The 24,807-nt window shown below is 67.7% G+C and carries 18 protein-coding genes and 1 pseudogene; 11 read left to right on the top strand and 8 right to left on the bottom strand.

What is annotated here, in order from left to right; all coding sequences use genetic code 11:
- The first annotated feature begins 37 nt into the window (after positions 1-37).
- From A5727_RS08865 to A5727_RS08855, 3 genes are all read left to right on the top strand, one after another.
- Positions 38-658, top strand: a complete 621-nt coding sequence (locus A5727_RS08865) for a hypothetical protein (protein ID WP_082949686.1) — start codon at positions 38-40, stop codon at positions 656-658.
- 133 nt (positions 659-791) lie between these two features.
- Entirely contained in the window at positions 792-2,501 is a 1,710-nt protein-coding gene (locus A5727_RS08860) for an MOSC and FAD-binding oxidoreductase domain-containing protein (protein ID WP_068247921.1), read from the top strand.
- Between the two features lie 206 nt (positions 2,502-2,707).
- Positions 2,708-3,766 carry a dihydrodipicolinate reductase gene (locus A5727_RS08855; RefSeq protein WP_231992003.1) on the top strand — a complete coding sequence of 353 codons (1,059 nt, stop codon included), beginning with the start codon at positions 2,708-2,710 and terminating at the stop codon, positions 3,764-3,766.
- A 23-nt stretch (positions 3,767-3,789) separates the two neighbouring features.
- On the opposite strand, the gene A5727_RS08850 is transcribed toward A5727_RS08855, so the two are convergent.
- A complete protein-coding gene (locus A5727_RS08850; RefSeq protein WP_068247738.1) occupies positions 3,790-4,149 on the bottom strand; it encodes an Rv2640c family ArsR-like transcriptional regulator in 360 nt (119 codons plus the stop codon).
- Between the two features lie 92 nt (positions 4,150-4,241).
- Between A5727_RS08850 and A5727_RS08845 the strand changes: the two genes are divergently transcribed.
- Together A5727_RS08845 and arsB are read left to right on the top strand one after the other, a co-directional pair.
- Positions 4,242-4,721 carry an ArsI/CadI family heavy metal resistance metalloenzyme gene (locus A5727_RS08845; protein WP_068247735.1) on the top strand — a complete coding sequence of 160 codons (480 nt, stop codon included), beginning with the start codon at positions 4,242-4,244 and terminating at the stop codon, positions 4,719-4,721.
- A 3-nt stretch (positions 4,722-4,724) separates the two neighbouring features.
- Positions 4,725-6,220 (top strand): annotated as a pseudogene (gene arsB, locus A5727_RS08840) (ACR3 family arsenite efflux transporter).
- Positions 6,221-6,239: 19 nt separating this feature from the next.
- Here arsB and A5727_RS08830 read toward each other — a convergent pair.
- Positions 6,240-8,795, bottom strand: a complete 2,556-nt coding sequence (locus A5727_RS08830; protein WP_068247726.1) for a cadherin-like domain-containing protein — start codon at positions 8,793-8,795, stop codon at positions 6,240-6,242.
- A 13-nt stretch (positions 8,796-8,808) separates the two neighbouring features.
- On the opposite strand from A5727_RS08830, the gene A5727_RS27825 reads away from it, so the two are divergent.
- Together A5727_RS27825 and A5727_RS08820 are read left to right on the top strand one after the other, a co-directional pair.
- Positions 8,809-9,003, top strand: a complete 195-nt coding sequence (locus A5727_RS27825) for a hypothetical protein (RefSeq protein WP_197507621.1) — start codon at positions 8,809-8,811, stop codon at positions 9,001-9,003.
- A gap of 436 nt (positions 9,004-9,439) precedes the next feature.
- A complete protein-coding gene (locus tag A5727_RS08820) occupies positions 9,440-10,414 on the top strand; it encodes an Acg family FMN-binding oxidoreductase (protein WP_068247914.1) in 975 nt (324 codons plus the stop codon).
- A 17-nt stretch (positions 10,415-10,431) separates the two neighbouring features.
- Here A5727_RS08820 and A5727_RS08815 read toward each other — a convergent pair whose 3' ends face one another.
- The 3 genes from A5727_RS08815 to A5727_RS08805 all read right to left on the bottom strand — a co-directional run bounded on the left by A5727_RS08815 (position 10,432) and on the right by A5727_RS08805 (position 13,698).
- A complete protein-coding gene (locus A5727_RS08815) occupies positions 10,432-12,141 on the bottom strand; it encodes a sensor histidine kinase (protein ID WP_068247720.1) in 1,710 nt (569 codons plus the stop codon).
- A 53-nt stretch (positions 12,142-12,194) separates the two neighbouring features.
- Positions 12,195-12,854 carry a response regulator gene (locus A5727_RS08810; RefSeq protein WP_068247716.1) on the bottom strand — a complete coding sequence of 220 codons (660 nt, stop codon included), beginning with the start codon at positions 12,852-12,854 and terminating at the stop codon, positions 12,195-12,197.
- A gap of 130 nt (positions 12,855-12,984) precedes the next feature.
- Positions 12,985-13,698 carry a VIT1/CCC1 transporter family protein gene (locus A5727_RS08805; protein WP_068247713.1) on the bottom strand — a complete coding sequence of 238 codons (714 nt, stop codon included), beginning with the start codon at positions 13,696-13,698 and terminating at the stop codon, positions 12,985-12,987.
- Positions 13,699-13,898: 200 nt separating this feature from the next.
- On the opposite strand from A5727_RS08805, the gene A5727_RS08800 reads away from it, so the two are divergent.
- Entirely contained in the window at positions 13,899-16,229 is a 2,331-nt protein-coding gene (locus A5727_RS08800) for a heavy metal translocating P-type ATPase (RefSeq protein WP_068247911.1), read from the top strand.
- Here A5727_RS08800 and A5727_RS08795 read toward each other — a convergent pair.
- Positions 16,193-16,882 carry a hypothetical protein gene (locus A5727_RS08795; RefSeq protein WP_068247908.1) on the bottom strand — a complete coding sequence of 230 codons (690 nt, stop codon included), beginning with the start codon at positions 16,880-16,882 and terminating at the stop codon, positions 16,193-16,195. The genes A5727_RS08800 and A5727_RS08795 overlap by 37 nt on opposite strands.
- A 104-nt stretch (positions 16,883-16,986) precedes the next feature.
- Complete coding sequence (locus tag A5727_RS08790) at positions 16,987-17,409, bottom strand: pyridoxamine 5'-phosphate oxidase family protein (protein ID WP_068247710.1); 423 nt, start codon at positions 17,407-17,409, stop codon at positions 16,987-16,989.
- A 161-nt stretch (positions 17,410-17,570) separates the two neighbouring features.
- On the opposite strand from A5727_RS08790, the gene mgtA reads away from it, so the two are divergent.
- Positions 17,571-20,162: a magnesium-translocating P-type ATPase gene (gene mgtA / locus A5727_RS08785; RefSeq protein ID WP_231991996.1), complete on the top strand. Its 2,592-nt coding sequence runs from the start codon at positions 17,571-17,573 to the stop codon at positions 20,160-20,162.
- 51 nt (positions 20,163-20,213) lie between these two features.
- Here mgtA and A5727_RS08780 read toward each other — a convergent pair whose 3' ends face one another.
- Entirely contained in the window at positions 20,214-20,855 is a 642-nt protein-coding gene (locus A5727_RS08780; RefSeq protein ID WP_068247707.1) for a VldE C-terminal domain-containing protein, read from the bottom strand.
- A gap of 130 nt (positions 20,856-20,985) precedes the next feature.
- Between A5727_RS08780 and A5727_RS08775 the strand changes: the two genes are divergently transcribed.
- Both A5727_RS08775 and A5727_RS08770 read left to right on the top strand, forming a co-directional pair.
- Positions 20,986-23,334: an AAA family ATPase gene (locus tag A5727_RS08775; RefSeq protein ID WP_068247704.1), complete on the top strand. Its 2,349-nt coding sequence runs from the start codon at positions 20,986-20,988 to the stop codon at positions 23,332-23,334.
- Between the two features lie 48 nt (positions 23,335-23,382).
- Complete coding sequence (locus A5727_RS08770; RefSeq protein ID WP_068247701.1) at positions 23,383-24,753, top strand: flavin monoamine oxidase family protein; 1,371 nt, start codon at positions 23,383-23,385, stop codon at positions 24,751-24,753.
- The last annotated feature ends 54 nt before the right edge of the window (positions 24,754-24,807 follow it).

Raw genomic sequence — 24,807 nt, 5'->3', positions numbered from 1 at the left:
GCCGTCACGACGCTGCCTCGTCGGGAGGAGGCAGATTGTGTACGCACGAACAACGACCGTCTGGGGGCGGCCGGAATCCATTGACGACGGAATAGCCAGCATTCGCGGTCCCGTGATGTCCGAGTTGCAGAAGATGCACGGCTTCATAGGTTTGTCGCTGCTCGTCGACCGAGAGTCGGGCCGGTGCATCGCCACCAGCGCGTGGCAGTCCGAGGACGCCATGCACGAGAGCGGACCCCTGATTCGCGAGGTGCGTGATCGTGCGGCCCAGACCCTCGGCGGTGCTCCGGAGATCGCCGAATGGGAGATCGCCGTGATGCACCGCGATCACGAGAGTGCCGAGGGCGCCTGCGTGCGCGTGGGCTGGGCCAAGGTCGACCCGGCCCGGATGGATGCGGGCATTGACCTGTTCAAGGGTTCGGTCCTGCCTGCATTCGAGGAACTGGAAGGCCACTGCAGCGCGAGCCTGATGGTGAATCGGGACACCGGCCTCGTGGTGGTCTCAACCGCCTTCGACAGCGCCGATGCGTTGCACCGAACGATGGGCAGGCTGGACACCCTCAGGGACGACACCGTGTCGGAGGCGGGCGCGGAGATGCTCGAGGAGTGCGACTTCGAGCTGGCGATCGCGCACCTGAGGGTGCCGGAACTGGTCTGAGCGGTTCACACCGAGACTGCGTCCCGCCGTGACGGCGCTGGACGGTGCATCCGCGCGCTTTGAGTGGCTCGAACATCACGTCAGGGGGCACACTGGGGCCCGTATCACCGCAATCGGTGACAGGGGGATGCGGATGCCGCCCAGGCTCATCTCGGTCAACGTCGGCATGCCCGCGGATGTGCAGTGGCGCGACAGGACCGTGCACACCGGGATATGGAAATCGCCGGTCCGTGGACCAGTCATGGTGCGACGACTCAACATCGACGGTGACGGCCAGGGCGACCTGGCGGGCCACGGCGGCGAACACCGCGCCGTCATGGTCTACCAGCAGGAGTCGTACGAATTCTGGCGGCGTTTCCTGAACCGGGACGATCTGGCACCCGGGAGCTTCGGCGAGAACTTCACGATCTCCGGTCTGGCAGACGACGAGGTCTGCATCGGCGACCGGTTCCGCATCGGCGACGCGGAAGTCGAAGTGACGCAACCGCGAGTCACCTGTTTTCGGGTAGGTCTCCGACTGGGGGAACCCCGAATGCCCCAGCTGCTGGTGTCGCAGCGTCGCCCCGGCTTCTATCTCCGAGTGACAGTGGAGGGGAAGGTCGAGGCCGGCGATGAGATCGTGCGCATCCGCGATGGCCGGAACCACATGTCTGTGGCGGATGTCGACGCTCTGCTCTATCTGCCGGACCGCGACATCGGGCAGCTGCGCAGGATCGTCGATGTGCCCGCTCTGAGCCCCGGCTGGCAGCAGTCCTTCCGTGAGCTCCTCGAAGCTCACGACGGTGGTGCGGCGCCGGTCCGGACCGGTGCTGAGCCGGGATGGAGCGGCTTCCGACGGTTGCGAGTCTGTGCAGTGCGGCGGGAATCCGCTGCGGTGCTGTCGATGTCGTTGGAGTCCGATGATGGAGGGGCACTGCCGGGTGCCCGTCCTGGCCAATACCTGACGGTGCGTGTTCCGGATGCGGGTGGTCCGGTACCGATACGGAGCTACTCACTGTCGGGCGATTCTCGAACTGGTCGCTACCGGATCAGCGTCAAACGTGAGGACCGCGGATTGGTGAGTCGCTGGCTTCACGACCACGCCGACGTCGGAACGGTGATCGAGGCTGCCGCACCGCGGGGCGATTTCCACCTCACCGACTCCGCGGACCCGGTGGTGCTCCTGTCGGCCGGCATCGGTGTCACGCCAGTTTTGGCGATGCTCAATGCGCTGGCCTCCGACCGCAGCACTCGGACAGTCTGGTGGCTGCACACGGTTCGAAGCCGCGCATCGGAGGCGTTCGCAGCCGAAGTGACGTCGCTGATCGCGGCGCTTCCGAACGCGCACTGCCGGGTGTTCTACACCGACACCGACGGACGGCTGGACCAGCCCAAGATCGCCGCGCTCGATCTCCCGGTCGAGGCGACTGTCCACCTCTGTGGGCCGCCGCAGTACATGACGGATATGCGCGAGGCGCTCATCGCGACGGGGTTCGACAATGCACGCATCCACACCGAGCTGTTCGGTGCGCTCCCGCCGATCCATCCGGGGATAAGGGACCCGTCGACGGTCCCGCGTCCGCACCCACCGCCCGGCCCGGTGGGGGCCGGACCTGCGGTGACGTTCGCCCGCAGCGGGCTGTCGGTTCCTTGGCGCAGGGACTGCGCGAACATCCTCGAGCTGGCCGAAGCCTGTGATGTTCCCACCCGGTTCTCCTGCCGAAGCGGTGTGTGCCACGTCTGCGCGACGGGGGTCGTGTCCGGATCCGTCGAGTACACGCCGCAACCGCTCGAGCTGCCCCATGCCGGAACGGCACTGATCTGCTCGGCTGTGCCGAGCGGTGATGTGGTGCTGGACCTCTGACCTGCTCTCCGCCGGTGATGGCGATGGCTCGCTGAGGCGGCCGCGCACTCCGCACCGGTTCACACTGAGCGGATCGATTCACTGCCAACCCTTAATGGCGTTACCTACAGTAAGGGCAACGTGTCGACCACCACCGAAGGGTGACGCCTGTGAGTACAAGCCCCGACACTCGGACCAGGCGTCGCGTGGTCCATGTCGGCACCGGTATGACCGGAAGCGTCGCGCTTCGCGCGATCATCGACGATCCCGCTCTGGAGCTGGTCGGGCTCAAAGTGTCCACACCGGCGAAGGTGGGCACCGACGCCGGACAACTGTGCGGACGCCCCGACGTCGGCGTCGCGGCCACCGATGAGGTGGCGACAGTGCTGGACGCCCGGCCCGACTGCATCGCCTACTGTGCGACGGCGGTCAGACGTGAGGACGACGTGATCGCCGACATCGTGGGCTACCTCGAGGCTGGAATCAACGTCGTCACCATCTCCGCGATTCCGATGGTGTATCCCGAAGCGGCCCCGGCGAAGTGGCGCGAACCGATCGCAGCGGCCGCACAGAAGGGCGGTGCGACCTTCTACGCGACCGGATGCGAGCCCGGATTCGTGAGCCTGAATCTGCCCACCGCCCTGCTGGCCGGTGCCGGCGCGATCGACTCCTACCGGATGGACGAGTACGCACTCGACCTCGACCTGGCCTACCCGATCTGGGAAGTCCTGCACGAGTCGATGGGCTTCGGAAAACCCGACGGCCACGTTCCCATGCGCATCGCGTCAGGCAAGGTGAACAACGACTGGGAACCCGTCGTGCGCTACATCGCCGACACCCTGTCCGCCGACGTCGAGGAGGTCGCGTTGGACTGGGAGACACTGCTTGCCCCGCAGGATCTCGACACCGCACTCGGGGTGATCCCGAAGGGCACCATCTGCGCGCACCGCTGGCAGCTTGGCGCGATCTGCGACGGCCGACCCGTGGTGTCGGTGCAGTACTTCGCCACCGTGACGTCCACGCCGTGGCCCGACAGTTGGCCGCGCCCAGCCAAACCCGGCCAGGGCGGCATGGTGTTCCGCATCGACGGTTCCCCCAGCATGACCCTGGATCTGCATCTGGACCCGTCGCCCGGGGACAGAACCAATCCCGGTGTCGCCGCGACCGCGATGGCGGCGATCAATGCCATACCGGCCGTCATCGACGCGCCGCCGGGACTGCTGTCCGCGCCCTTGGCCGGGCCCGCGGTTGTCACGCGCCAAATCAGGCGCGGCGCAGGGTCTTAGCGCGCGGGTGACCGCGGGCGCAGCTACCGGCAGCAGTTCGGATCGAGCACCGCGCACAACGCGCCCACGGCGTCATGGCTGGGCCGGTGGTAGACGTTCATGCCGCGCCGGTCCGACTCGACGAAGCCCGCGCGCCGAAGCTGCGCAAGGTGGTGGCTGACCGTCGACTCGGTCAGTCCGAGGCGCGCGGCGAGTTCGCCGCTGTTCTCCTCACCGGCCTGCGAACTGAACAGCAGGGACATGATCTTCACCCGCGCCGGGTCGGCCAGGGCCTTGAGGCGCAGCGCCACCTCAAGGGCGTCGTCGTCGCTCATCGGTCCGGACGCGACGGGCGCGCAGCACACCGGTGCGGTGATGTCGATCGTCGGCAGTGCCTTGGGCATGCAACCAGTATGCGAAGGTCTTTGACATAAGTCAAAGAGGTGGGCATGATGAAGGAGTTCGACATAAGTCGCACAGGTAAGGAGATCCAGCCATGTCCCGCATGCAACTCGCGCTCAACGTCGACGACCTCGACGAGGCGATCACCTTCTACTCCACGCTGTTCAAGACCACGCCCGCCAAAGTCAAACCGGGCTATGCGAACTTCGCGGTCGCCGATCCGCCGTTGAAGCTGGTGCTGCTGGAGAACCCCGGCAAGGGCGGCACCATCAACCACCTCGGCGTCGAGGTCGAGTCCAGCCAGACCGTGCACGCCGAGATCGCCCGTCTCACCGAGGCGGGGCTGTTCACCGACGAGGAGATCGGCACCACCTGCTGCTTCGCCACGCAGGACAAAGTCTGGGTCACCGGACCGGCCGGCGAGAAGTGGGAGGTCTACACCGTGCTCGCCGACTCCGAGACCTTCGGCACCAGCCCCCAGCATGCCGACGGTGGCACCGCGGAGGGCGGAGTCTGCTGCGGTACCACCGCGGCCGATGCAGAGAAGGCGCCGGCCGCCACCGGCTGCTGCTGATACATGGCCGTCACCGAACAGGCGCACCCCGCCGTCATCGCAGGGCTCTCCCGGCTCGACAGACTCCTGCCGGTCTGGATCGGGCTCGCGATGGCGGCGGGCCTGCTGCTGGGCAGGTTCGTGCCCGGCCTCGACAGCGCACTGAATCGCATTCAGGTGGACGGCATTTCGCTGCCGATCGCGCTGGGGTTGCTCATCATGATGTACCCGGTGCTGGCCAAGGTCCGCTATGACCGACTGGACACCGTCACCGGCGATCGCCGGCTGCTGTTCAGCTCACTGCTGCTGAACTGGGTGCTGGGACCGGCATTGATGTTCGCACTGGCCTGGCTGCTCCTGCCGGACCTGCCGGAATACCGCACGGGCCTGATCATCGTCGGCCTGGCGCGCTGCATCGCCATGGTGATCATCTGGAACGACCTCGCCTGCGGGGACCGGGAGGCCGCGGCGGTCCTGGTCGCGCTCAACTCGATCTTCCAGGTCGCCATGTTCGCGGTGCTCGGTTGGTTCTACCTCTCGGTGCTCCCCGGCTGGCTGGGACTGGAACAGACCACCATCAGCACGTCACCGTGGCAGATCGCGAAGTCGGTGCTGATCTTCCTCGGCGTCCCGTTGTTGGCCGGGTACCTGTCGCGGCGCCTGGGGGAGAGGGCCAAGGGGCGTGACTGGTACGAGTCGACGTTCCTGCCCCGCGTCGGACCCTGGGCGCTGTACGGTCTGCTGTTCACCATCGTCGTGCTGTTCGCCCTGCAGGGTGAACAGATCACCAGCCGCCCAACCGATGTCGTGCGCATCGCACTGCCGCTGCTGGCGTACTTCGCGATCATGTGGGGAGGCGGCTACCTGCTGGGTGCAGCCCTGCGGCTCGGGTATCCGCGCACCACGACGCTCGCGTTCACCGCGGCGGGCAACAACTTCGAACTCGCCATCGCGGTCGCCATCGCCACGTACGGCGCGACCTCGGGTCAGGCGCTGGCCGGAGTGGTCGGCCCGCTCATCGAGGTGCCGGTGCTCGTCGCACTCGTCTACGTCTCACTGGCCCTGCGCCGCCGGTACACCGATCGCACACCGCAGGAGAGCGCGCCATGACAGCCAAACCCGCGGTGCTGTTCCTGTGCACCCACAACGCGGGCAGATCCCAGATGGCGATGGGCCTGTTCGCACATCTTGCGGGCGATCAGGCGGAGGTCTACTCCGGCGGGTCCGAACCCGCCGAGAGCGTCAACCCGGCCGCGGCGCAGGCCATGGCCGAGATCGGCATCGACATCACCGGCCAGACACCCCAGCGCTGGACCGAGGAGATGGTGCGGGCCGCCGACGTCGTCGTCTCCATGGGCTGCGGCGACAGCTGCCCGCTGTTCCCCGGAAAGCGTTACGAGAACTGGGAACTCGACGATCCCGCGGGCCAATCGGTCGACGTGGTGCGGCGCATTCGCGACGACATCGACAGCCGCGTGCGTCACCTTCTGCACGACCTCGACATCGCCGTCGCGCGTTGACCTCCTGCGGCCTGGGTGCTCAAGTCCACCTGACCGTCGCGGTGGCGACCTCGCTCAGCGCCTCGCCGTCATCGACCACGTAGGTGAAGGTCCAGGTCACAGGGACAAGCAGGCCCCCCAACAGGCCGCCCGGCACCCACCCCTCGATCACGAAGGTGCCGTCGGGAAGAAGCTGGAAATGTGTGATGGGCTGCAGGTCGAGGCCGAGCAGTGGATTGTCGATGGACGTCGGTGAACCCACCAGGAATGCGGTGAGATCCGAACGCGGATTGTCCACATCGGTGTCATTGTCGAGAACGTTTCCAGTGAACGTCATCGACGTGAGGCCCAACACTCCCGGCGAGGTTCCAAACATGTCGTCGTTGGCGACCGGGGCGTCGTTCACCGCCTGAATGTGGAATGTGAGGGTCGAGGTTGCGGTGGAGCCGGACTCATCGATCACGGTGTATTCCACAGTTTCGGTTCCGGCGAAGTCCGCGTTCGGCGCGTAGGCGAACTGGCCGTCGGCGGTCACCGTGAGCACACCGCCCACAGTCACGATCGTCGTTGTCCCTCCCGCCCCCACCGGCTGGCCCCCGATCGAGTGGAGCGTGACGTGTTCACCGTCCACATCGACCCCGGTCGGCAACAGAGCACCGGTCACCGCCGTGTCTTCGAGGGACTGAATCTCCACGGCGGGGGCCTCTGGCACGTCATCGACCGCGTGGATCGTGACCGGCACCGCGACCGAGGTGGTTGCACCCTCGCTGTCGGTGACGTGCACGCCGAACACATCGGTGCCGTTGTAGTTCAGGTCGGGGACGTAGACGAACGCTCCCGATTCGTCGACGGTGACGGTGCCGTGTTGTGGCGGCTCGTCGAGGCTGAACACCAGCGGGCCGCCCTCGGGGTCCACCGCCGTGATGACCCCGCTGACCGTCCCGTCCTCGTCCACGGTGACCTGAGGGACCGAGACCCCCGTTGGGGCGTCGTTCACCGGATTGATGATGAGACTGACGGTGGCGGTGGCGGCATTGCCGGCGGCGTCGTAGACGGTGTATGTGAACGAGTCAGTGCCGTTGTGGTTGGTCGTGGGCACATAGGTGATGGTGTTGTCGGGGTTCAGGGTTGCGGTGCCGTGCGAGGGCACAGAGACGTCGACGATCTGCAGGTGACCCACGTCGCCGGAGGTGTCATTGGCGAGCACGTCGACAGTGACGGCGTCGTCTTCGTCGAGAGTGACCTCATCGTCCTCGGCGTGCAGGTGAATCTCGGGCAGGAACACCTGGAACGTGGATTTGATGGCGCCCATGAGTTCGTACTCATCGCCGATGGTGTAGGTGAATTCATCCTCGCCGGAGAACCCCGGATTCGGGGTGTAGGTGAAGATGCCGTCGCCGTGATGGACCAGGGTGCCGTGAACGGGATCCGTGTATGAGATCACCGTCAGCGCGTCGTCGTCGGGGTCGAAGTCGTTGTCCAACACCGAGAATGTGACCGGGGTGTTGAACTCGGTCGTGATGTGCTCGGGAACCGCGACTGGGGCCCGGTTGGGCGCGGTGATGTCCAACGTGATGACGGCACTGCTGGTGTGGTTGAACACGCGGCCATGCAGGCCGTGCAGGTGCATGCCGGCGTCACTGATGGTGACGGTGAACTGATCGGTGCCGGTGTAGCCGGGATCGGTGAGTGTGTAGGTGAATTGGCCGGTCTGCTGGTCGACGGTGACGACACCGTGCTCCGGGGTGCTCACGGTGTAGGTCACCGGATTGCCGTCTGGATCGAAGCCGCCGAAGCTGATCGGTCCGCTGACCTGCCCGGCGTCCAGCGACAATTCGATCGTCTGGGCCACCACGCGTGGGCGCCGGTTGAAGAACGTGTTCTGGATCTCCCGAACGGCCCACGTCAGCACGTTCCAGAGGAACGGCGGTGCGGCGGGCACACCCGGGGACAGCAGGGGAGACAGGATCGCCGAGATCGCCGCGGAGACGACCGCGGGGACGGCCACCACAGCGGCGACGGGGATGGCGATGAGCCCAGCGAGCGGGTTGGACCGGCGGATCGCCGGCGGGGGCGCAGTTGTGGTCTGGCTCGCCTGTTCGATCTCTGGTGCGAGGGGGGAGTCCTCCACCGCGGCGGGGTCGGAGGGATCGAGGGTGGACGCCTCCGGGGGTGACGTCGTCGTGGACTGTGCGCCGCTCGTGGTGTGGGCCAGTGCTCTGGTGCCGTTGTCGGTCTGGATGTCGGTCCCGTTGTCGGAAACGTTGTCGGGAAGGATCACCTCGCCGACCGGCGGTGTCGAGATGTCAGTGCTGTCAGGGTCTTTGGGGCTTTCCCCCTCGACTGGAACCGGGGTGGGCTCCTCCACGATGACGACCTCGGGTGTCGTAGTCTGAGGCACGGATTCGGCTGGAGTCTGCGCCTGCAGCTCCGCGGTGGTCGTCGCGATGTCGCGCGGGTCCAGGGTCGCCGCGTCCTGGGCTTCGCCGGACACCGAGCCGGAGGTCTTCGAGTCGGTGTCGTTCGGCGCTTCGATGTCTGCGCGCGCGGTGCCCAGAGTGACCCCGTCGAGTGTTGTCTCGGCCGGTGAACTCACGTCACCTGTGCCGGTGGCTGCCGCGGTCCTGCTTCGCGTCCTCGGCAATGTCGGCCGGACCGTGGTCTCGGTGGATCTCCGGAGCCTGGGCGACCTCGTCTCGGTGCTGTCACCGTTGTCGCGCTGTGAGGAGGCGGATTGTCCAGCAGTGGAGTCAGACGTGCCCGAGCCCGCCTCTGTGTCGGCGTGCGCGATGCCGATGCCATGAAAGGTGCTTGCGGCAAGGCCGACGCCCAACGCGACGGCCAGTGCGCCCACTCGGCCGACATAGCGGGAGCAGTCGGCTGTCGATTGGTTGCGGGGGGTGGATGTGGGCACGGGGGCTCCTCGCTGCAGGGGAGTGGGCATGACTGATCGATACCCAGCGGTGTCCGGGACAGCGGACCCGAAAAGCCCTGCAACAGAGGGGCGGTGGCGCTATCGCCAGGGCCCCGGAACTCTGTGCAATCCGGCTGTGCGGACCGGGCGGTCCGCGCAGGTTCAATTTACCCACGCGTCGACGAGTTTGCGGGCCGAAACTGTGAAATTGCTGTATCCGCCTGAACTGTGTTCGGCCGTCGAACTGGGGACTTGTGACTCTGGTGGTCCGCATCGTGGCGCCGCACCGTGGAGGCGTGCCACTGCTTCGATCGTGAGTTGTGCTGATGTCGAACAAGAACATCCCGGACGACGACCCCGTGCTGGCCGCCCTCGCGTTGGCCACGCGGGCCCCCTCGGTGCACAACTCCCAGCCATGGCACTTCCGGGTCGGGTCACACAGCATCCAGGTCCACGCCGACACCGCCCGCCGCCTGCCTCACACGGACCCGGACAGCCGCGATCTCATCGTCAGTTGCGGTGTGGTGCTGCATCACTGCACGGTCGCGTTGGCGGCACTGGGGTGGCGCGCCACCATTCAGCGCATTCCCGATCCCGCACAGCCGGACCACCTCGCGGCTCTGCAACTGCACCGGGGGCCGCCGGACGCGGTCGACATCGCCATGGCGGCGGCGATCCCGCGGCGACGGACCGACCGGCGGCCCTACAGCACCTGGCCCGTGGCGCTGGGCGACATCGCGCTGATCGGGGCCCGCGCCGCTCGGCTCGGTGTGGTGATTCGGCGATGTGAGGTGGACGGCCCCCTGCGTTCAGTTTTCGCCGACGCGGTGCCCGCACCTCTCACCGACGATCGCCACCTCGCGGAGTTGCCGTCGTGGAGGGGGCACTACGCGGCGACCAGTGGTGTGCCCGCGCGCAACGCTCCGGCACCCGACCCGACCGACCGACTGCCGGGCCGGTTGTTCGCCGGTCCCGCCCCGGATGGTGGCGACCACGGTGTCCTGGTGGCGATGGGCACACGGGGGGACGACGACGTGGCACGGCTTCGCGCGGGTGAGGCCACCAGCGCTGCGCTGTTGACGGCCACCGCCAGCGGGCTCGCGACATGTCTGATGTCGGAGGTGTTGGAGGTGCCCGAAACCCGCGCACGGCTGCGGGAGGCGCTGTTCGACCACGCCCATGTCCCGCAGACGCTCCTTCGCATCGGATGGCCCTCGGTGAACTCAGATCCGCTGCCGGCCACGCCGCGTCGGCCACTGACGGAGATGGTGTTCAGGTTGGACGGCTCCCCGTTCAGGTAGCCGGCAGGATGGCCCGATCACAGCAGGGGTGCCCACCAACGCAGCTCGGTTCCTCCGGATTCGATTGCCGCCACTGACATTTCACCACCGCAGTCCTGTGCGCGCTTTCGAAGGTTGGCCAACCCGCTCTCGGTGCCGGTGTCGCCGATGCCGGAACCGTTGTCGATGACCGCGATGCACAGGTCGTCGTTCACGCTGACGCGGATGGTGATCTCGGTGGCGTGACCGTGCCGGACCGCATTGCTGACCGCCTCCCGGACCACCGCCTCGGCGTGGTCTGCCATGTCGGCCTCGATCACCGACAGCGGACCGCTGTAATGCGCCACCGTGCGGACTCCCGCGGTGTCGAACTGGGCCAGCACGTCGTCGAGTCGTTGCCGCAGCCGGGTGACGGTGCCGCCCTGCAGGTCGAAGACCGTGGTCCGGATGTCGGAGATGACCTTCTGCAGATCGTCGACGCATTGGGCGATCCGGCCTTGGACGTCGGTGGATCGTGCGCGTGGGATGGTGCCCTGCAGTGAGAGTCCAACGGCGAACAGTCGCTGAATGACCTGGTCATGCAAATCGCGAGCGATGCGATCGCGGTCGGTCAGAACGTCGAGGTCATGCATCCTGCGCTGCGTGGTCGCCAGTTCCCACGCCAACGCCGCCTGGTCCGCGAAACCGGCGACCATGTCGAGTTGTCCGTCGACGAACGGCGGACTCCCGGGTGCTCGCAGCGCGAAGAGGACCCCGGCGATGCCCTCGGAGGTCCGCAGCGGAAGCACCAGCGCTGGACCCGCCCCGCCGAGCACCCCGGACAGCACATCGAGTGCATCCGTTCGGAACGGTTCGAGCTCCGAGATCGCCTGCCCGACAGACGTTCCCGCCACGGACATCGAGGCACCGGCGACAGCGTCGAGGTCAACTGACCCGGCCACCGCGGTGATCAGCAGTTCGTCGGTGCTGCCGTGCGGGACGTCCTCGTAGGCGGGCACAGCGACCACAGTGGCGTCGGCGTTGGTCAGCTTCAACGTCTCGTCGGCGATGAGCTGGAAGACCCGGGCCGGGTCGGACCCGGACAGCAGCTCGGTGGCGATGTCGCGGGTGGCTGCGATCCAGGCCTGCCGGGTCTGCGCCTGCTGGTACAGCCGGGCATTCTCGATCGCAATGCCCGCGGCCGCGGCGAGCGCCTGTGCCAGCACCTCGTCGTCCTTGTTGAACGGCCGCCCCGTCCGCTTCTCGGTGAGGTACAGATTCCCGTACACGGTGTCCCGGATGCGCACTGGAACCCCGAGAAAGGTCCGCATCGGGGGATGGCCCTGGGGGAATCCGACCGATTCGGGGTGATCATGAATGTCGTCCAGCCGGATCGGTGTCGGGCGGTCGAAGAGCAGGCCCAGGACACCGCGGCCCGACGGCAGAGAGCCGATGGCCTCCCGGGTGGGATCGTCGATGCCCTCGTAGACGAATTCGATCAGCTGGTGTCCGGCGCCGCGCACGCCGAGGGCGCAGTATTCGGCGTCGAGCAGTTCACGGGCGGTGTGCACGATGGTGCGCAGCGTGTCGTCCAATTCCAGCTGTGCGGTGACCGTGAGTACGGCGTCCACCAGGCCGTCGAACCGGTCACGGCGGTTGATGATCTGTTGTATCCGGTCCTGGACCTCGCACAGCAGTTCACGCAGTCGCAGGTGCGACGACGCGTCACGCAGTGTCTCGTCGCCGTTCTCCCCGGGTGATGCCCCCATCCCCACTCACCGATTGTGTCACTCGCGTCTGCGGTGACAGCGGATTTCCGCTGTCAATCGTGCCGTGGCAGTCGGTGCTGGTCCTGATGGATTCTGGAGACGAACACCGCGGCCTGCGTCCGGCGTTGCATGCCGAGTTTGGCGAGCAGCCGCGACACGTAGTTCTTGACGGTCTTCTCCGCAAGGAACATGCGGTCGGCGATCTGCCTGTTGGTCAGTCCTTCGCCCAGCAGATCCAGCAGCACCCGTTCCTGCGGGGTCAGCCTCGCGGTGGGATCGGCCGGTCTGTCCAGGCCGCGCCGCAGTTTGGCCATCAGGACCGCGGCCGCGCGATTGTCGAGCAGCGATCGCCCCTCCCCGACATCCTTGATGGCCTGGGCCAACTCCATTCCCTTGATGTCCTTGATGACATAGCCGCTGGCGCCGGCCAGGATCGCGTCCAGCAGCGCCTCGTCTGAGGTGAACGACGTCAACATCAGGCAGTGCAGGTCCGGAAGCTCGGACAGCAGCTCACGGCACAGTTCGATGCCGCTGCCGTCGGGCAGACGAATGTCGAGGACAGCGACGTCGGGCCGCGCCGCCGGGATCCGGGCTCGCGCCTCGGCCACCGAACCCGCTTCGCCGACCACCGTCAGGTCCGCATCGGTGCTCAGCAGTTCGATCAGGCCGCGGCGGACGACCTCGTGGTCGTCGACGAGAAAGACGGTCACCATCGGGCTGCTCCTTTGACGAGCCGAGTCGGGCGGCGCCTCCCGTTGACCGGCCCGTCGCCATTGTGGACCCATGACCTCGCATCGCGCTGCTGACCGGGCCGATCGGCGGTGCCGGATCGAGCTGGCAGGATCAGGTCACGGCCACGCCGACGAGATGACCGATTGCGTAGGTGAGGGCCAGTGCCAGCCCACCGCCGACGAGATTGCGCACCATCGCGCGCTGCTTCGGTGCCCCACCGAGCGCCGCCGAGACGGCGCCCGTGCACAGCAGGGCCACCAGCACCGCCACCACGGTCACGGGAACTCGCCACGACAGTGGCGGTAGCGAGATGGCAAGCAGGGGAAGCAGCGCGCCGATGGTGAACGCCAGCGCCGAGGAGGCCGCAGCCTGCCAGGGATTGGTCAATTCGTCTGGGGTGAGGCCGAGTTCGATCTCAGCGTGGGCGGCGAACGCGTCGTGCTCGGTGAGTTCCTCGGCCACCAGGCGAGCGGTGCCCGCGTTGAGTCCCTTCGCCTCGTACAGCGCGGCCAGTTCGTCCAACTCCGCCGCCGGGTCCTCACGCAGTTCTCGGCGTTCTTTCGTGAGAAGCGCCTTCTCCGTGTCGCGTTGAGTACTGACCGACACGTATTCGCCCAATGCCATCGACACCGCACCCGCTGCCAACCCCGCGATTCCGGCGGTGAGGACGGGGCCGCGCTCGACAGCGGCGGCCGCCACGCCGACGACGATGCCCGCCGTCGACACGATCCCGTCGTTGGCGCCGAGGACTCCGGCCCGCAGCCAGTTCAGTTTCGAAGACACGGAACCCACATGGGGCTCCGCCGGATGGGCGGAATTCACCATGGAAGGAAGGTAGTCAGCGGCGCAGCCCTGTGCCAGCAAAGATAGCCTGTCATAACCCAGGTCCGGTGTGACGCAGCGACTTCGCGGGGGTGGTCCTCGCCGCGGCGCGGGGCGTTCCCGCGGGATGAATCAGAGTCGGTGCGCGGCGGCGGCCAGCGCTGGTTGAATGAGTGTGCGCGAGGATCGGGGTGGTCGGTGCGATGACAGCGGAGCATGCGAACGACACGGCCGGGCGGCTGCGGCCGTGGGCGGAACCTGCGCTCGTCGTCCTGACAGTGGGGGCGTTGGCCGGCGGTGGGGTGGCCTGGCTGGCGGGCGCGGACGCCGTCGCGGACCGATGGTGGATCGCGGGCACGGTGATCGCGGTGGTGCCCGCGGTCGTGTGGGTGCTTGCGGCGCTGCGCCGGGGCAGGCTCGGCGTGGACCTCATCGCCGTCCTCTCCCTCGTCGGCACTCTGCTCGTGGGGGAGTACCTCGCCGGTTCGCTCATCGCGGTGATGCTCGCCGGAGGGCGGGCCCTGGACGCCGCTGCGACGCGGCGGGCATCTCGGGATCTGCGGGCTCTGTTGGAGCGCTCGCCGCGGTTCGCCCGCCGCCGAGTCGGCGCCGAGGTCACTGTGATCCCGGTGGCAGAGGTGGCAGTGGACGATGTCCTCGTCGTGGTGTCCGGCGACGTCGTGCCGGTGGACGGCAGAGTCCTCAATGACCTTGCGGTGCTGGATGAGTCGGCGCTGACCGGAGAGTCGCTCAGCGTCGAACACAACCGCGGAGATCTGGTCCGAAGCGGTGTGGTCAACGCTGGTGCCGCCTTCGAGTTGCGGGCCACGGCGAGCGCCGAGGACAGCACCTACGCGGGGATCGTGCGCCTGGCGCAGCAGGCCGGAGCGGAGAACTCGCCGGTGGTGCGACTCGCCGACCGATACGCGGCGTGGTTCCTCCCACTGGCGCTGGTGATGGCGGCGGCAGCCTGGCTCGTGAGCGGGTCGGCGACGCGCGCGGTGGCGGTCCTGGTGGTTGCCACGCCGTGCCCACTGCTGTTGGCCGCGCCGGTGGCGATCGTGTCCGGGCTGTCCCGGGCATCGCGTGCCGGTGTCGTCATCCGCGGCGGCGGAGCCCTGGAGAACCTCGGCCACGCGACAACTCTCGTGATGGACAAGACGGGCACCCTGACGATGGGTCAGCCGACGGTCATCGACGTTCTCACCGCGCCACAGTGTGCCGCCGACGAGGTTCTGGGGCTGGCGGCCTCCGTCGACCAGGTGTCCCCGCACGTGCTGGCCGAGGCGATCGTCACCGAGGCGCTGGCCCGCGGACTGCGCCTCACGCTGCCCGGCGATGTCGCTGAGGTGGCGGGTCGAGGAGTCACCGCGACCGTGGCGGGAAAACGCGTTGGCGTCGGGAAACTGGTCGAGGGCATTCCCACCAGCCCCTGGGCGCAGTCCGCGGTGAACCGCGCCCGCCTGGACAGCGCCGCGCTGACGTGGGTGAGCGTCGACGGGACGCCGATCGGGGCGATTCTGCTGCGGGATCCGCTCCGCCGCCAGGCCCCTCGTACGATGCGGCGACTGCGGCAGGCCGGCTTCAACCGGCTGGTGATGCTCACCGGCGACCGGGTCGAACCCGCGCGCGAAGTCGCCACGGTGCTCGGCCTCGATGAGGTGTACGCGCACCAGAGCCCGGAAGACAAGGTCGCGGCGGTGCGCGCCGAGAAGCAGAAGGCCGTCACCGTGATGGTGGGCGACGGTATCAACGACGCCCCGGCGCTGGCCGCGGCGACAGTGGGTGTCGCGATGGGGGCACGAGGTGCGACCGCGTCGTCGGAGGCCGCCGACATCGTGCTCACCACCGACCGCCTGGACCGGCTCGCCGACGCGATGGACATCGCCAGGCGCTCGCGGCGCATCGCGGTCCAGAGCGCGGTGGTCGGGATGAGCCTGTCACTGCTGGCGATGGCGGTCGCCGCGGTCGGCCTCCTGCCCCCAGCGCTGGGTGCGTTGCTGCAGGAGGCGATCGATGTGGCCGTCATTCTGAACGCGATTCGCGCGGTGCGTGGCGATCCGGACGCCCAGCTGACCCTGACGTCGAACACCGAAGCACTCCTGCGCCGCTTCTCGGCCGAACACGACGAGCTGCGGGAGGTGATCGCACTGGTCCGGGACAGTGCGGACCGGCTGGTCGAGGCGCCCGACGCCCGAGCGCTCGCAGCCGTCAAGGACGTCGAAAGGCAGTTGGAGCAAAGGATTCTGCCGCACGAGGAGGCGGAGGAGAATCAGCTGTATCCCGCGTTGGCCACCCCGCTGCGGAGCAGCGAGGCGACCGCGACCATGAGTCGCACGCACGCCGAGATCCGCCGTCTCACTGAGCGCATCGGCACCCACGTGCAACTGGCCGAGTCGGCCGGCGGCATCCAGCCTGACCAGGTCACCGACCTGCTGGCCTGCCTGTATGGCCTGTCCACCCTGTTGCGCCTGCACTTCGTGCAGGAGGAGGAGAACTACTTCGCGCTCGCCGATGACGAGGACGGCGGCTGAAAGCCCACGCTGCGGCCCCTGTGGTGCTCACCGACCGCACGGGAGCGGATGCCCAGCAGCATCCGTCTCTCCATGACGAAATGCGGTATGTCGAACCAGAAGTGGCCCGCCAAACCGCCGCACCCGCGCGCCAGGAGCCGAACACCGCCCTTCGCCGGAACAAGCGTGAAGCTCCATGTGCCGCGGGCCTTGTGCCCCTGCATCAGGCGGGTGAAGTCGGGCCTGGACACCAACACCAGGTGTGAGCCCGGCACCACCTCGGCGACCAGCTGGCACGCCGCCTCGCCGTAGCGGCGGGCCAGCCAGATGGTGTCCCCGACATGCAGGCGTTGCCACTCCAGATGAATGTGCTCGGCATTGTGGATGTCGGCACCCACGGCGCGCTCCAACCAGGAGTAGCTGTAGAACCCGCCTCGGTCTTCGCCGATCTGCGCCAACCACGGCCACACCGAATGGGGCGAAGCCGGGATCCAGACGGCGCGGGTGGTTCGCGGAACGGGGGAGTCGACCATCTCGTCGCCAGGCAGGGCGCCGACGACCTCGTCGGGAGTGGCGCCCCAGGTGTAGATCCACGGTCGCACCCAACCTCGATAGACCGCGGCCACCCACACCGCGGCCATCGCCGCGGCGATGCCGAACCGCTGCTTGCCCATCTCCACACCATCGCACGGACGGGCCGGTCTGCAGCAGGGTCGAAGGACCGCAGTCACAAGGTCCTTTGCGGGAGTCGCGGGCCCCGATCACCTCCGCGCGGCCGCTACTGCGAGTTGACCGCCTGATCGAAGACGAATCGGCGGCCGCTGACACGCACGGGACGGATTCGGACGTAGTGCTCCTTGTCGCTCGACACCCACGGGCGCAACCCGGTCTGCCTCGCCACGTCGATCTCTTCGTCGGAGTGCAGGATCCGGGCGACACCCCTGACGATGACGCTCCAGCCCTGCGCGTCATCGTGGGCGTCGACCTCGAACAGCACATTGCGGTTGATGGCCGAACTGACCAGTTTCGTGCCCTCGGCGGTGCGGAACACCACGCTGCGGTCCTGAACGGCGAAGTTCACCGGGAACACTTCGGGTTCACCGTCGGCGGCGGTGATCAGCCGTCCCAGCGAGGCGCTGGACATCAGAGTCCAGCACTCACTCTCCGGCAGAATGTTGGCGAGTCGGTTCCCGTCGGTCATGGTTGGTCAGATTACGCAACGATCGCCGGCCGGGATGCCCGAGGGCGGACCCATCGTCTGAACAGCGCACGGACATCGTGGGGGTTGAAGAAGGGACCAAAGCCCGTCGTCGGCGGTGCGGTTGCGGCAGGCTGTTCTCTGTGGGGCCGCGTTCGGGGTGCTTGAGCCGCCAGGAGGTCAGTCAATCCTCGGTCCCGGATGTGCTCGCAGCGCTGGGTGCGTCGACGGATGGCCTGTCGACTGAGGAGGCCGCCGCCCGACGGGCCGAGATGGGGTCGAACTCGGTTCGCACCCATGGCGTCAGCGTGATCCAGCTGCTCGGACGCCAGTTGAAGAACGCTGTGCTCGCGCTGCTGGCGGTCACGGCCGTGGCATCGTTCTTCCTCGGCGACAGCACCCAGGCGATCATCATCGGCGTCATCCTCGCCGTCAGCGTCGGCCTGGGATTCGTCAACGAGTACCGGGCCGAGCGCGCCACCGCGGCGCTGCACTCCCGCATCCGGCACACGGCATCGGCCCTGCGCGACAACCAGATGACCAAGGTCGATGTCGTCGACCTGGTTCCGGGGGACGTGATCCGTCTGGAGCTGGGTGAACTCGTGCCCGCCGATGTGCGTCTGCTCGAGGTCAACGGACTGGAATGCAATGAGAGCATCCTCACGGGCGAGTCCACCGCCGCTGAGAAGTCGGCAACCGAGCCCGCTGGGGCCGATCTGGCGGACGCGTCGAATCTCGCCTTCATGGGAACCGTGGTGAGCGCGGGCAGTGCCACTGCCGTGGTGTACGCGACCGGAGCCGACGCGGAGTTCGGCCGGATCGCGGCGGGCCTGGGGGAGCGCGAACCGGAGACCGAGTTCCAGCTCGGCCTGCGACAATTCTCCTACCTGCTGTTGCGAGTCGCGCTGACGCTGACGGTCGTCATTATCGCGATCAACCTGTTGCTGGACCGCCCGTTGATCGAGTCCGCGCTGTTCGGTCTGGCGATAGCTGTCGGTATCACGCCGCAGCTGTTGCCGGCCGTGGTCAGCACCAGCCTCGCGGCAGGTTCGCGCCGGCTGGCTCGGCGCCGAGTCCTGGTGAAACGACTGGTGTGCATCGAGGACCTCGGCGACATCGACATCCTGGTCACCGACAAGACCGGCACCCTGACCGAGGATCGGATCGTACTGATCGATGCCGTCGACCCCGGCGGTGACTATGCGGAGACGGTGCTGCGCCTCGGGATGCTGGCCACCGAGATCGACCCGTCGGTCGGGGGGACGTGCGCCAACCAGCTCGACGCGGCGTTGTGGGACGGTCGCGGGCCCATCGCGGATGCCAGGCGGATTGCGCTCCTCCCGTTCGACCACACCCGCCGGGCCACCACAGCGCTCGTCGAGGACTCGGCCGGACGCACCCTCGTCTGCAAGGGCGCGCCCGAGCAGATCATGGCGAAATGCGGTTCGTCGCCGGTCGTCGCCCATCAGACCCTGGCTGCCCTGTTCGCCCAGGGCAGGCGGGTGGTCGCGGTCGCTACGCGCCCGGCGCCGGAACTGTCCAGCGTGTCCGCCGCCGATGAGGAAGGTCTGGAACTTCGCGGCTTCCTGGTCTTCGCCGACACGCCCAAACCGGCCGCCCGCGAATCGCTTCGGCAGCTCGCGGCGTTGGGTATCGAGGTGAAGGTCGCCACTGGCGACAATCCGGCCGTCGCTGAAAAGGTCTGCGCTGAACTGGGTCTGCCGATCAAGGGGGTGGTCAGCGGCACCGATTTGGAGGGGTTGACCTCGGGTCAACTGGATGCCGTCACCGCCGACAGTACGATCTTCGCCCGCGTCTCACCGGAGCAGAAAGCCCGGGTGATCTCCTCGCTTCGCCGCCGCGGGCGGTCGGTGGGCTTCCTCGGGGACGGCGTCAACGATGCACTCGCGCTCCACTCCGCGGACGTGGGTATCTCGGTCGACAGTGCCACCGATGTGGCCAAGGATGCGGCCGACGTTGTGCTGCTGGACAAGGATCTCGGCGTGCTGGCGACGGGAGTGGCCGAAGGTCGGCGCATCTTCGCCAACACGATCAAGTACGTCCTCATGGGGACCTCGAGCAACTTCGGCAACATGTTCAGCGCGGCAGCGGCCTCGGCGGTCATCACCTTCCTGCCCATGCTGCCCAGCCAGATCCTGCTCAACAACCTGCTCTACGACACGTCGCAGCTGGCGATTCCGACCGACCGGGTCGATGAGGAACAGCTGCGCGCTCCATCGCACTGGAACATCGACTTCATTCGTCGCTTCATGCTCACCTTCGGGCCGATCAGTTCGTTGTTCGACTTCCTGACCTTCGGCCTCATGCTCGGGGTGCTGCATGCCGGACCGGTCGAGTTCCGCACGGGTTGGTTCGTGGAGTCGCTGGCCACCCAGACCCTGATCATCTTCGCGGTGAGGACGCGGCGGGTGCCGTTCCTCCGCAGCCGGCCGAGCACACCGCTGGTGCTGGCCACAGCCGCGGTGATCACCGCCGGCGTCGTGCTGACCGTATCGCCGCTGTCCGGGTCTCTCGGGTTCACACCGTTGCCGTGGCAGTTCTTCGTCGCGCTGCTGGCGCTGGCCGTCGCGTACCTGATCCTCGTCGAGGCGGTCAAGACGGCGTTCTACGCTGAGCCCGGACTGATCACGGCCCGATTGGGTCGGACCCGCGGTCATGCTCATCGGGTCCATCGTCGCGCGGCGCGGTTCAACTCACGCTGGGCGAGGGTTGCTTCTCCATCTTCGGGCGGGTGAGTCGCGGACCTTCGGGTCGGGAACGGGGTTGTCCAGACCGGGGCCGTTGCGTCAGCGCATGGAGTCCAGGTAGAAGACCTCATTGCCGGTCGGATAGCCCCCGCCGATGGTGGCGATGTGGACATGGTCGAAGTGATTGGCCGTCTCGTTGCCGTAGTCGGCGGTCCAGCTGGGTGCCCCGATGCCGGGGTAGTAGCCCTGCCGCCAGATGACGTGCAGCACGCCCCACCGTTCGGCGTTGGCCAACGCCAACCCGGCGATCTGGTTGCCCAGGTCGATTCCGGTCTGGCTGCCGTGGTTGGGAATCATGACGTCGATCGCAAGCCCGTTGGGATGCCACTTCAGCGGATCCTGACGGTAGCCGCCGATGGTCTTGATCTCGGGGAACATCGCGCTGATGGCCCGGGCAACCCAGATGGTCTTGACCTGCAGTCCCCCCTCCGGGGCCACGCCCCGCGGCAACTCGAGCTGGAACACCTTGGGGTCGGGCGGGCGGGTGGCCGCGAGCAGCTCGGCATGCGCCGGCGCGGGTGCTGCCATCCCTGGAGTCGATGGCGCCTGGGCCGCCGGTTTCGCGGCGTGAGGCTTCTCGGTGTTGGTGCCCTGCACGTAGAGCATGCCTGCGGACAGCGCAACGGAGGCCATGATCGCCAGCCAGCGACCCCGTCCGTTCCCCAGCAGCTTCTTAGGCACGGAAAGCACTTTAGCGCTGTGGATCGCGGGCAAAGTGCGGAACCGGCGCCCGGAGTTGGGATGTCGACGCGGAAGGCGGCTGCCGCCCCGCACCACGGGTTGCGGGGCCACCGCTGGATAGGGTGCACGAGTGGCGGATCTGGTCTTGACCGAGGAGTTCGGTGAGGCCCTGGCGCGGCTGGCCGCCGGCGAACACCTCTTCCTCACCGGCAAGGCCGGCACGGGTAAATCCACGTTGATCCGGCACTACATGGCCACCACCGACCGCAACGTGGTGGTCCTCGCCCCGACCGGCATCGCGGCGCTCAACGTCGACGGATACACCATCCACCGGCTGTTCGGGTTCCGCACCACCACGACGCTGGGCGATGTCACCGGCGGCGCCTACCGGCCGGGCAGGTTCGCCAAGACCCTGGCGTCGCTGCAGACACTGATCATCGATGAAGCCTCGATGGTGCGCGCGGACGTCTTCGACATGGTCGCCGCCGCGCTGCGACGGTACGGTCCGATCCCCGACACCCCGTTCGGCGGCGTCCAGATCGTGCTGGTCGGCGACCTGTACCAGCTTCCGCCGGTCGTCGCAGAAGGCGAGCAGCACTACTTCTCCACCACATATGCGACGCCGTACTTCTTCTCCGCGCGCAGTTTCGAGAGCGCGGTTTTTCCGACGGTGTCCTTGACGACGGTGTTCCGCCAGCTCGGTGACGACCGGATGACGGCCATCCTCAACGAGATCCGTGAAGGTGTGCTGCTCGGCCATGCGCAGGAGCACCTGAATTCACGCGTCGACGGTGACTTCGTGCCGCCCGAGGATGAGTTCTGGTTGACGCTGGCGCCGACGAATCGGCTTGTGGCGGCGCGCAACCGGCAGCAGTTGGAGCGCCTGCCCGGTGACGAGATGGTGCACCGCGCAACCGAGACCGGCGACCTGTCGCTGTTCGACAAGCCGATCGAGGAGGAACTGCGGTTCAAGGTCGGCGCCCAGGTCATGATGCTGAACAACGACCCGCGCAATCGCTGGGTCAACGGATCCATCGGACGGGTGGTCGGTGTCGGCTACGACCGCTACGGCGCGGTGGTCGACGTCGAGTTCCCAGACGGCACAGTGGCTGACGTCGCGCCGTTCGTCTGGGAAGCGACCCGGCCGGTCGTCGACGGCGGGTCGCTGCGCCGCGAGGTCGTCGGCACCTTCACCCAGTTGCCGTTCAAGCTGGCCTGGGCGATCACGATCCACAAGAGCCAGGGCCAGACCTTGGACCGCCTCGTCGTTGACCTGACCGGGGGCATGTTCTCGACCGGGCAGTTGTATGTCGCGTTGAGCAGGTGCACGTCGCTGGCCGGCCTGGTGCTCAAACGCCCTGTGCTGCCGAAGGATCTGAAGGTGGACCGGCGCATCGCCCGGTACCTGCGCGGATCGGCGGGTGGGGGGCAGGCTCGGCGGTTCTGCGCGATCGGGCTGCTGACAGTCGGCGACGAGGGCCGGATGTCCCGCCCGCGACCCGTGGAGTTGGCTGTCGCGTTCGACGACGGTACCGCGGTGTCGACCCTGATCAACCCGCAGCGGGATCTGGCCGACGCGAGGACCGCCTACGGCATCGGGGTCTCCGATGTGCTGTTGGCCCCCACGCTGCGCGAGGCGTGGGCGGTGATCGCGCCGATGTTGGCTGGGTGCACACCCGTCGGCGTGGGCGTGGACGAGACTCTGGGTCTGATCGACTTCGAACTCAAGCGCCTCGGCCACGTCACGCCGATGCCGTTGGGCGTCGAGCTGCGCGGAGCCCGGGTGACCGGTGACACCGCACTGGAGCGCGCCCGCTCTTTGTTGAAGGCCCACGCCGCAGCCGAGGTCTCGACCGGGTCCATCCCGTTCGACGAACCCGATGCCACCGAGATCCAGTCCGGCCTGCTGCTGAGCCGCGATCCCGGGGTGCCCACGCCGGTGGCGCGGCATCTGCCTGCGCTCTCGGCGCTGCTGAGGCTCAGCCGTCAGGTGGGTGCGGTGCTGCTCGGCGAAGAGGCCTCACCAGCAGCTCCCGACGGCGACTGGGATGCGGCGGCAGCGCAGGCGGTGGCAGACCAACTGCGCACCGCGGCTGGCCGAACACCGTTGCCGGAACAGGTCGTTGCGCGTCTGCACCACGTGTCGGCGCTGCTGGGAATCGATGTCGTCGCCGGCGTGGCCGACGCCGTGCGCCACGACATCGGTGAGGTGTTGGTGCCGGGCGCGCGCATCTGCTTCACCGGCACCGCGATGAACGACTCGGGTTGTGTCGTGGACCGTGAGGAGATGGAGCGGATGGCCGCATCCGCAGGGTTGGCGCCGGTGCGCACGGTCACCAAGACCCGATGTGAGGTCCTGGTGACCGCCGAGGCGGGCACACAGTCCGGCAAGGCGCGCAAAGCTCTGGACTACGGCAAACCGGTGTTCACCGCCGATGAGTTCTTCGCCTGGATCGAGCGGACCCGCACCGCATATTGACTGTGCCGCCCATCGGGAGTAGGCCTGAACCGACGGGCGGGGGCAGTCATGGATGTCGACTATTGCGTGGTGGGGGCGGGGTTTGCGGGTCTGACCGCGGCACTTCGACTCACCCAGGCCGGTCACTGCGTGGCACTGCTGGAGGCGCGAGATCGGGTGGGCGGGCGCACGTTCACCGAAGCCCGCGAAGATGGAACGTGGATCGACCGTGGCGGCGCGTGGATCGGGCCGGGGCAGGACCGCATCTATGCATTGATGGATGAGTTTGACGTCCTCAGCTGCAAGCAGTACGTCGACGGGGACGCGATGATGTTCGTCGACGGCAGGTCGTATCGCTATAAGGGCACGATCCCGTGGTCGATGAGTCCGTTCGCCGTCGCCAACATCGGGGCGGTGTTCCTCGAGCTCAGTCAGATGTGCAGAACCATCTCGCCGGAGGCGCCGTGGGATGCGCCGAAGGCCCGCAGGTGGGATCAACTGACATGGGCGAAATGGCTTGACAGCCACACCTTGTCGAAACCCGCACGGCTGCTGCTGGAGTCGAGTGTCGCGGGCCTGTACACGTCGGCGGCGTCGGAGATCTCGCTGCTGTTCGTGCTCTACCAGATGGCGTCCGCAGGTGGACCAGGGTTTGTGCTCGGGGTGAAGGACGGCGCCGAGGACGCCCGTCCCCTCGGCGGCATGGGGGCGATCCACCGGGCGGTGACGGCCGAACTCGGCGACACCGTGCACCTTTCTCAGCCCGTGCGGGCCGTCAGTCAGGACGCCGAGGGCGTGACCGTGCGGGCTGAGGACATGGTGGTCCGAGCTCGCCGGGCCATCGTCGCGGTGCCGATCTGCCTCGCGGCCCAGATCATCTACGACCCGATGCTTCCCGTCGATCGGTCGCTGCTGCACCAACGGATGCCCAGTGGGGCGGTGTTCAAGATCGCCCTGGTGTACGACGAACCGTTCTGGCGGGCCGACGGGTTGTCCGGCCAGTCCTTCTCACCTGGATCGCTGGCCGGTCTGACCATCGACTCCTGCACGCTCGCGGCTGAGCCCGGCATCCTGACCGTCATCACGGAGGGTCCCGCGGCGCGCGTGCTGTGCGCCATGTCCGAGGGGGAGCGCCGCCGCGCCGTCCTCAGCGCGGTGGCTCAGCGTTTCGGAGGCAGGGCCTTGGCGCCGCGGGACTGGATCGAACACAACTGGACCGTCGAGCGGTATTCCGGCGGCGGCATGATCTCGCACACCCCGCCGGGCGTGCTCACCGAGTTCGGTCCGGCGTTGCGCGCTCCCTGCGGGCGAATCCACTGGGCCGGTACGGAAACCTCGGCGGTCATGTACGGGTTCATCGACGGCGCGGTGCGTTCGGGCGAGCGGGCCGCGGCCGAGGTGGTGCAGGCCGAGACGTCCACCTCGGGCACGCCTGTGTGACGGAGTTCACCAAAGAGCTTGGGCCACAGTCACTGTGGACTGAGTGCGCAGCAG

Source organism: Mycobacterium sp. ACS4331 (assembly GCF_001667265.1).
Classification (GTDB): domain Bacteria; phylum Actinomycetota; class Actinomycetes; order Mycobacteriales; family Mycobacteriaceae; genus Mycobacterium.
This window is presented reverse-complemented; position numbering and strand designations above follow the sequence as displayed.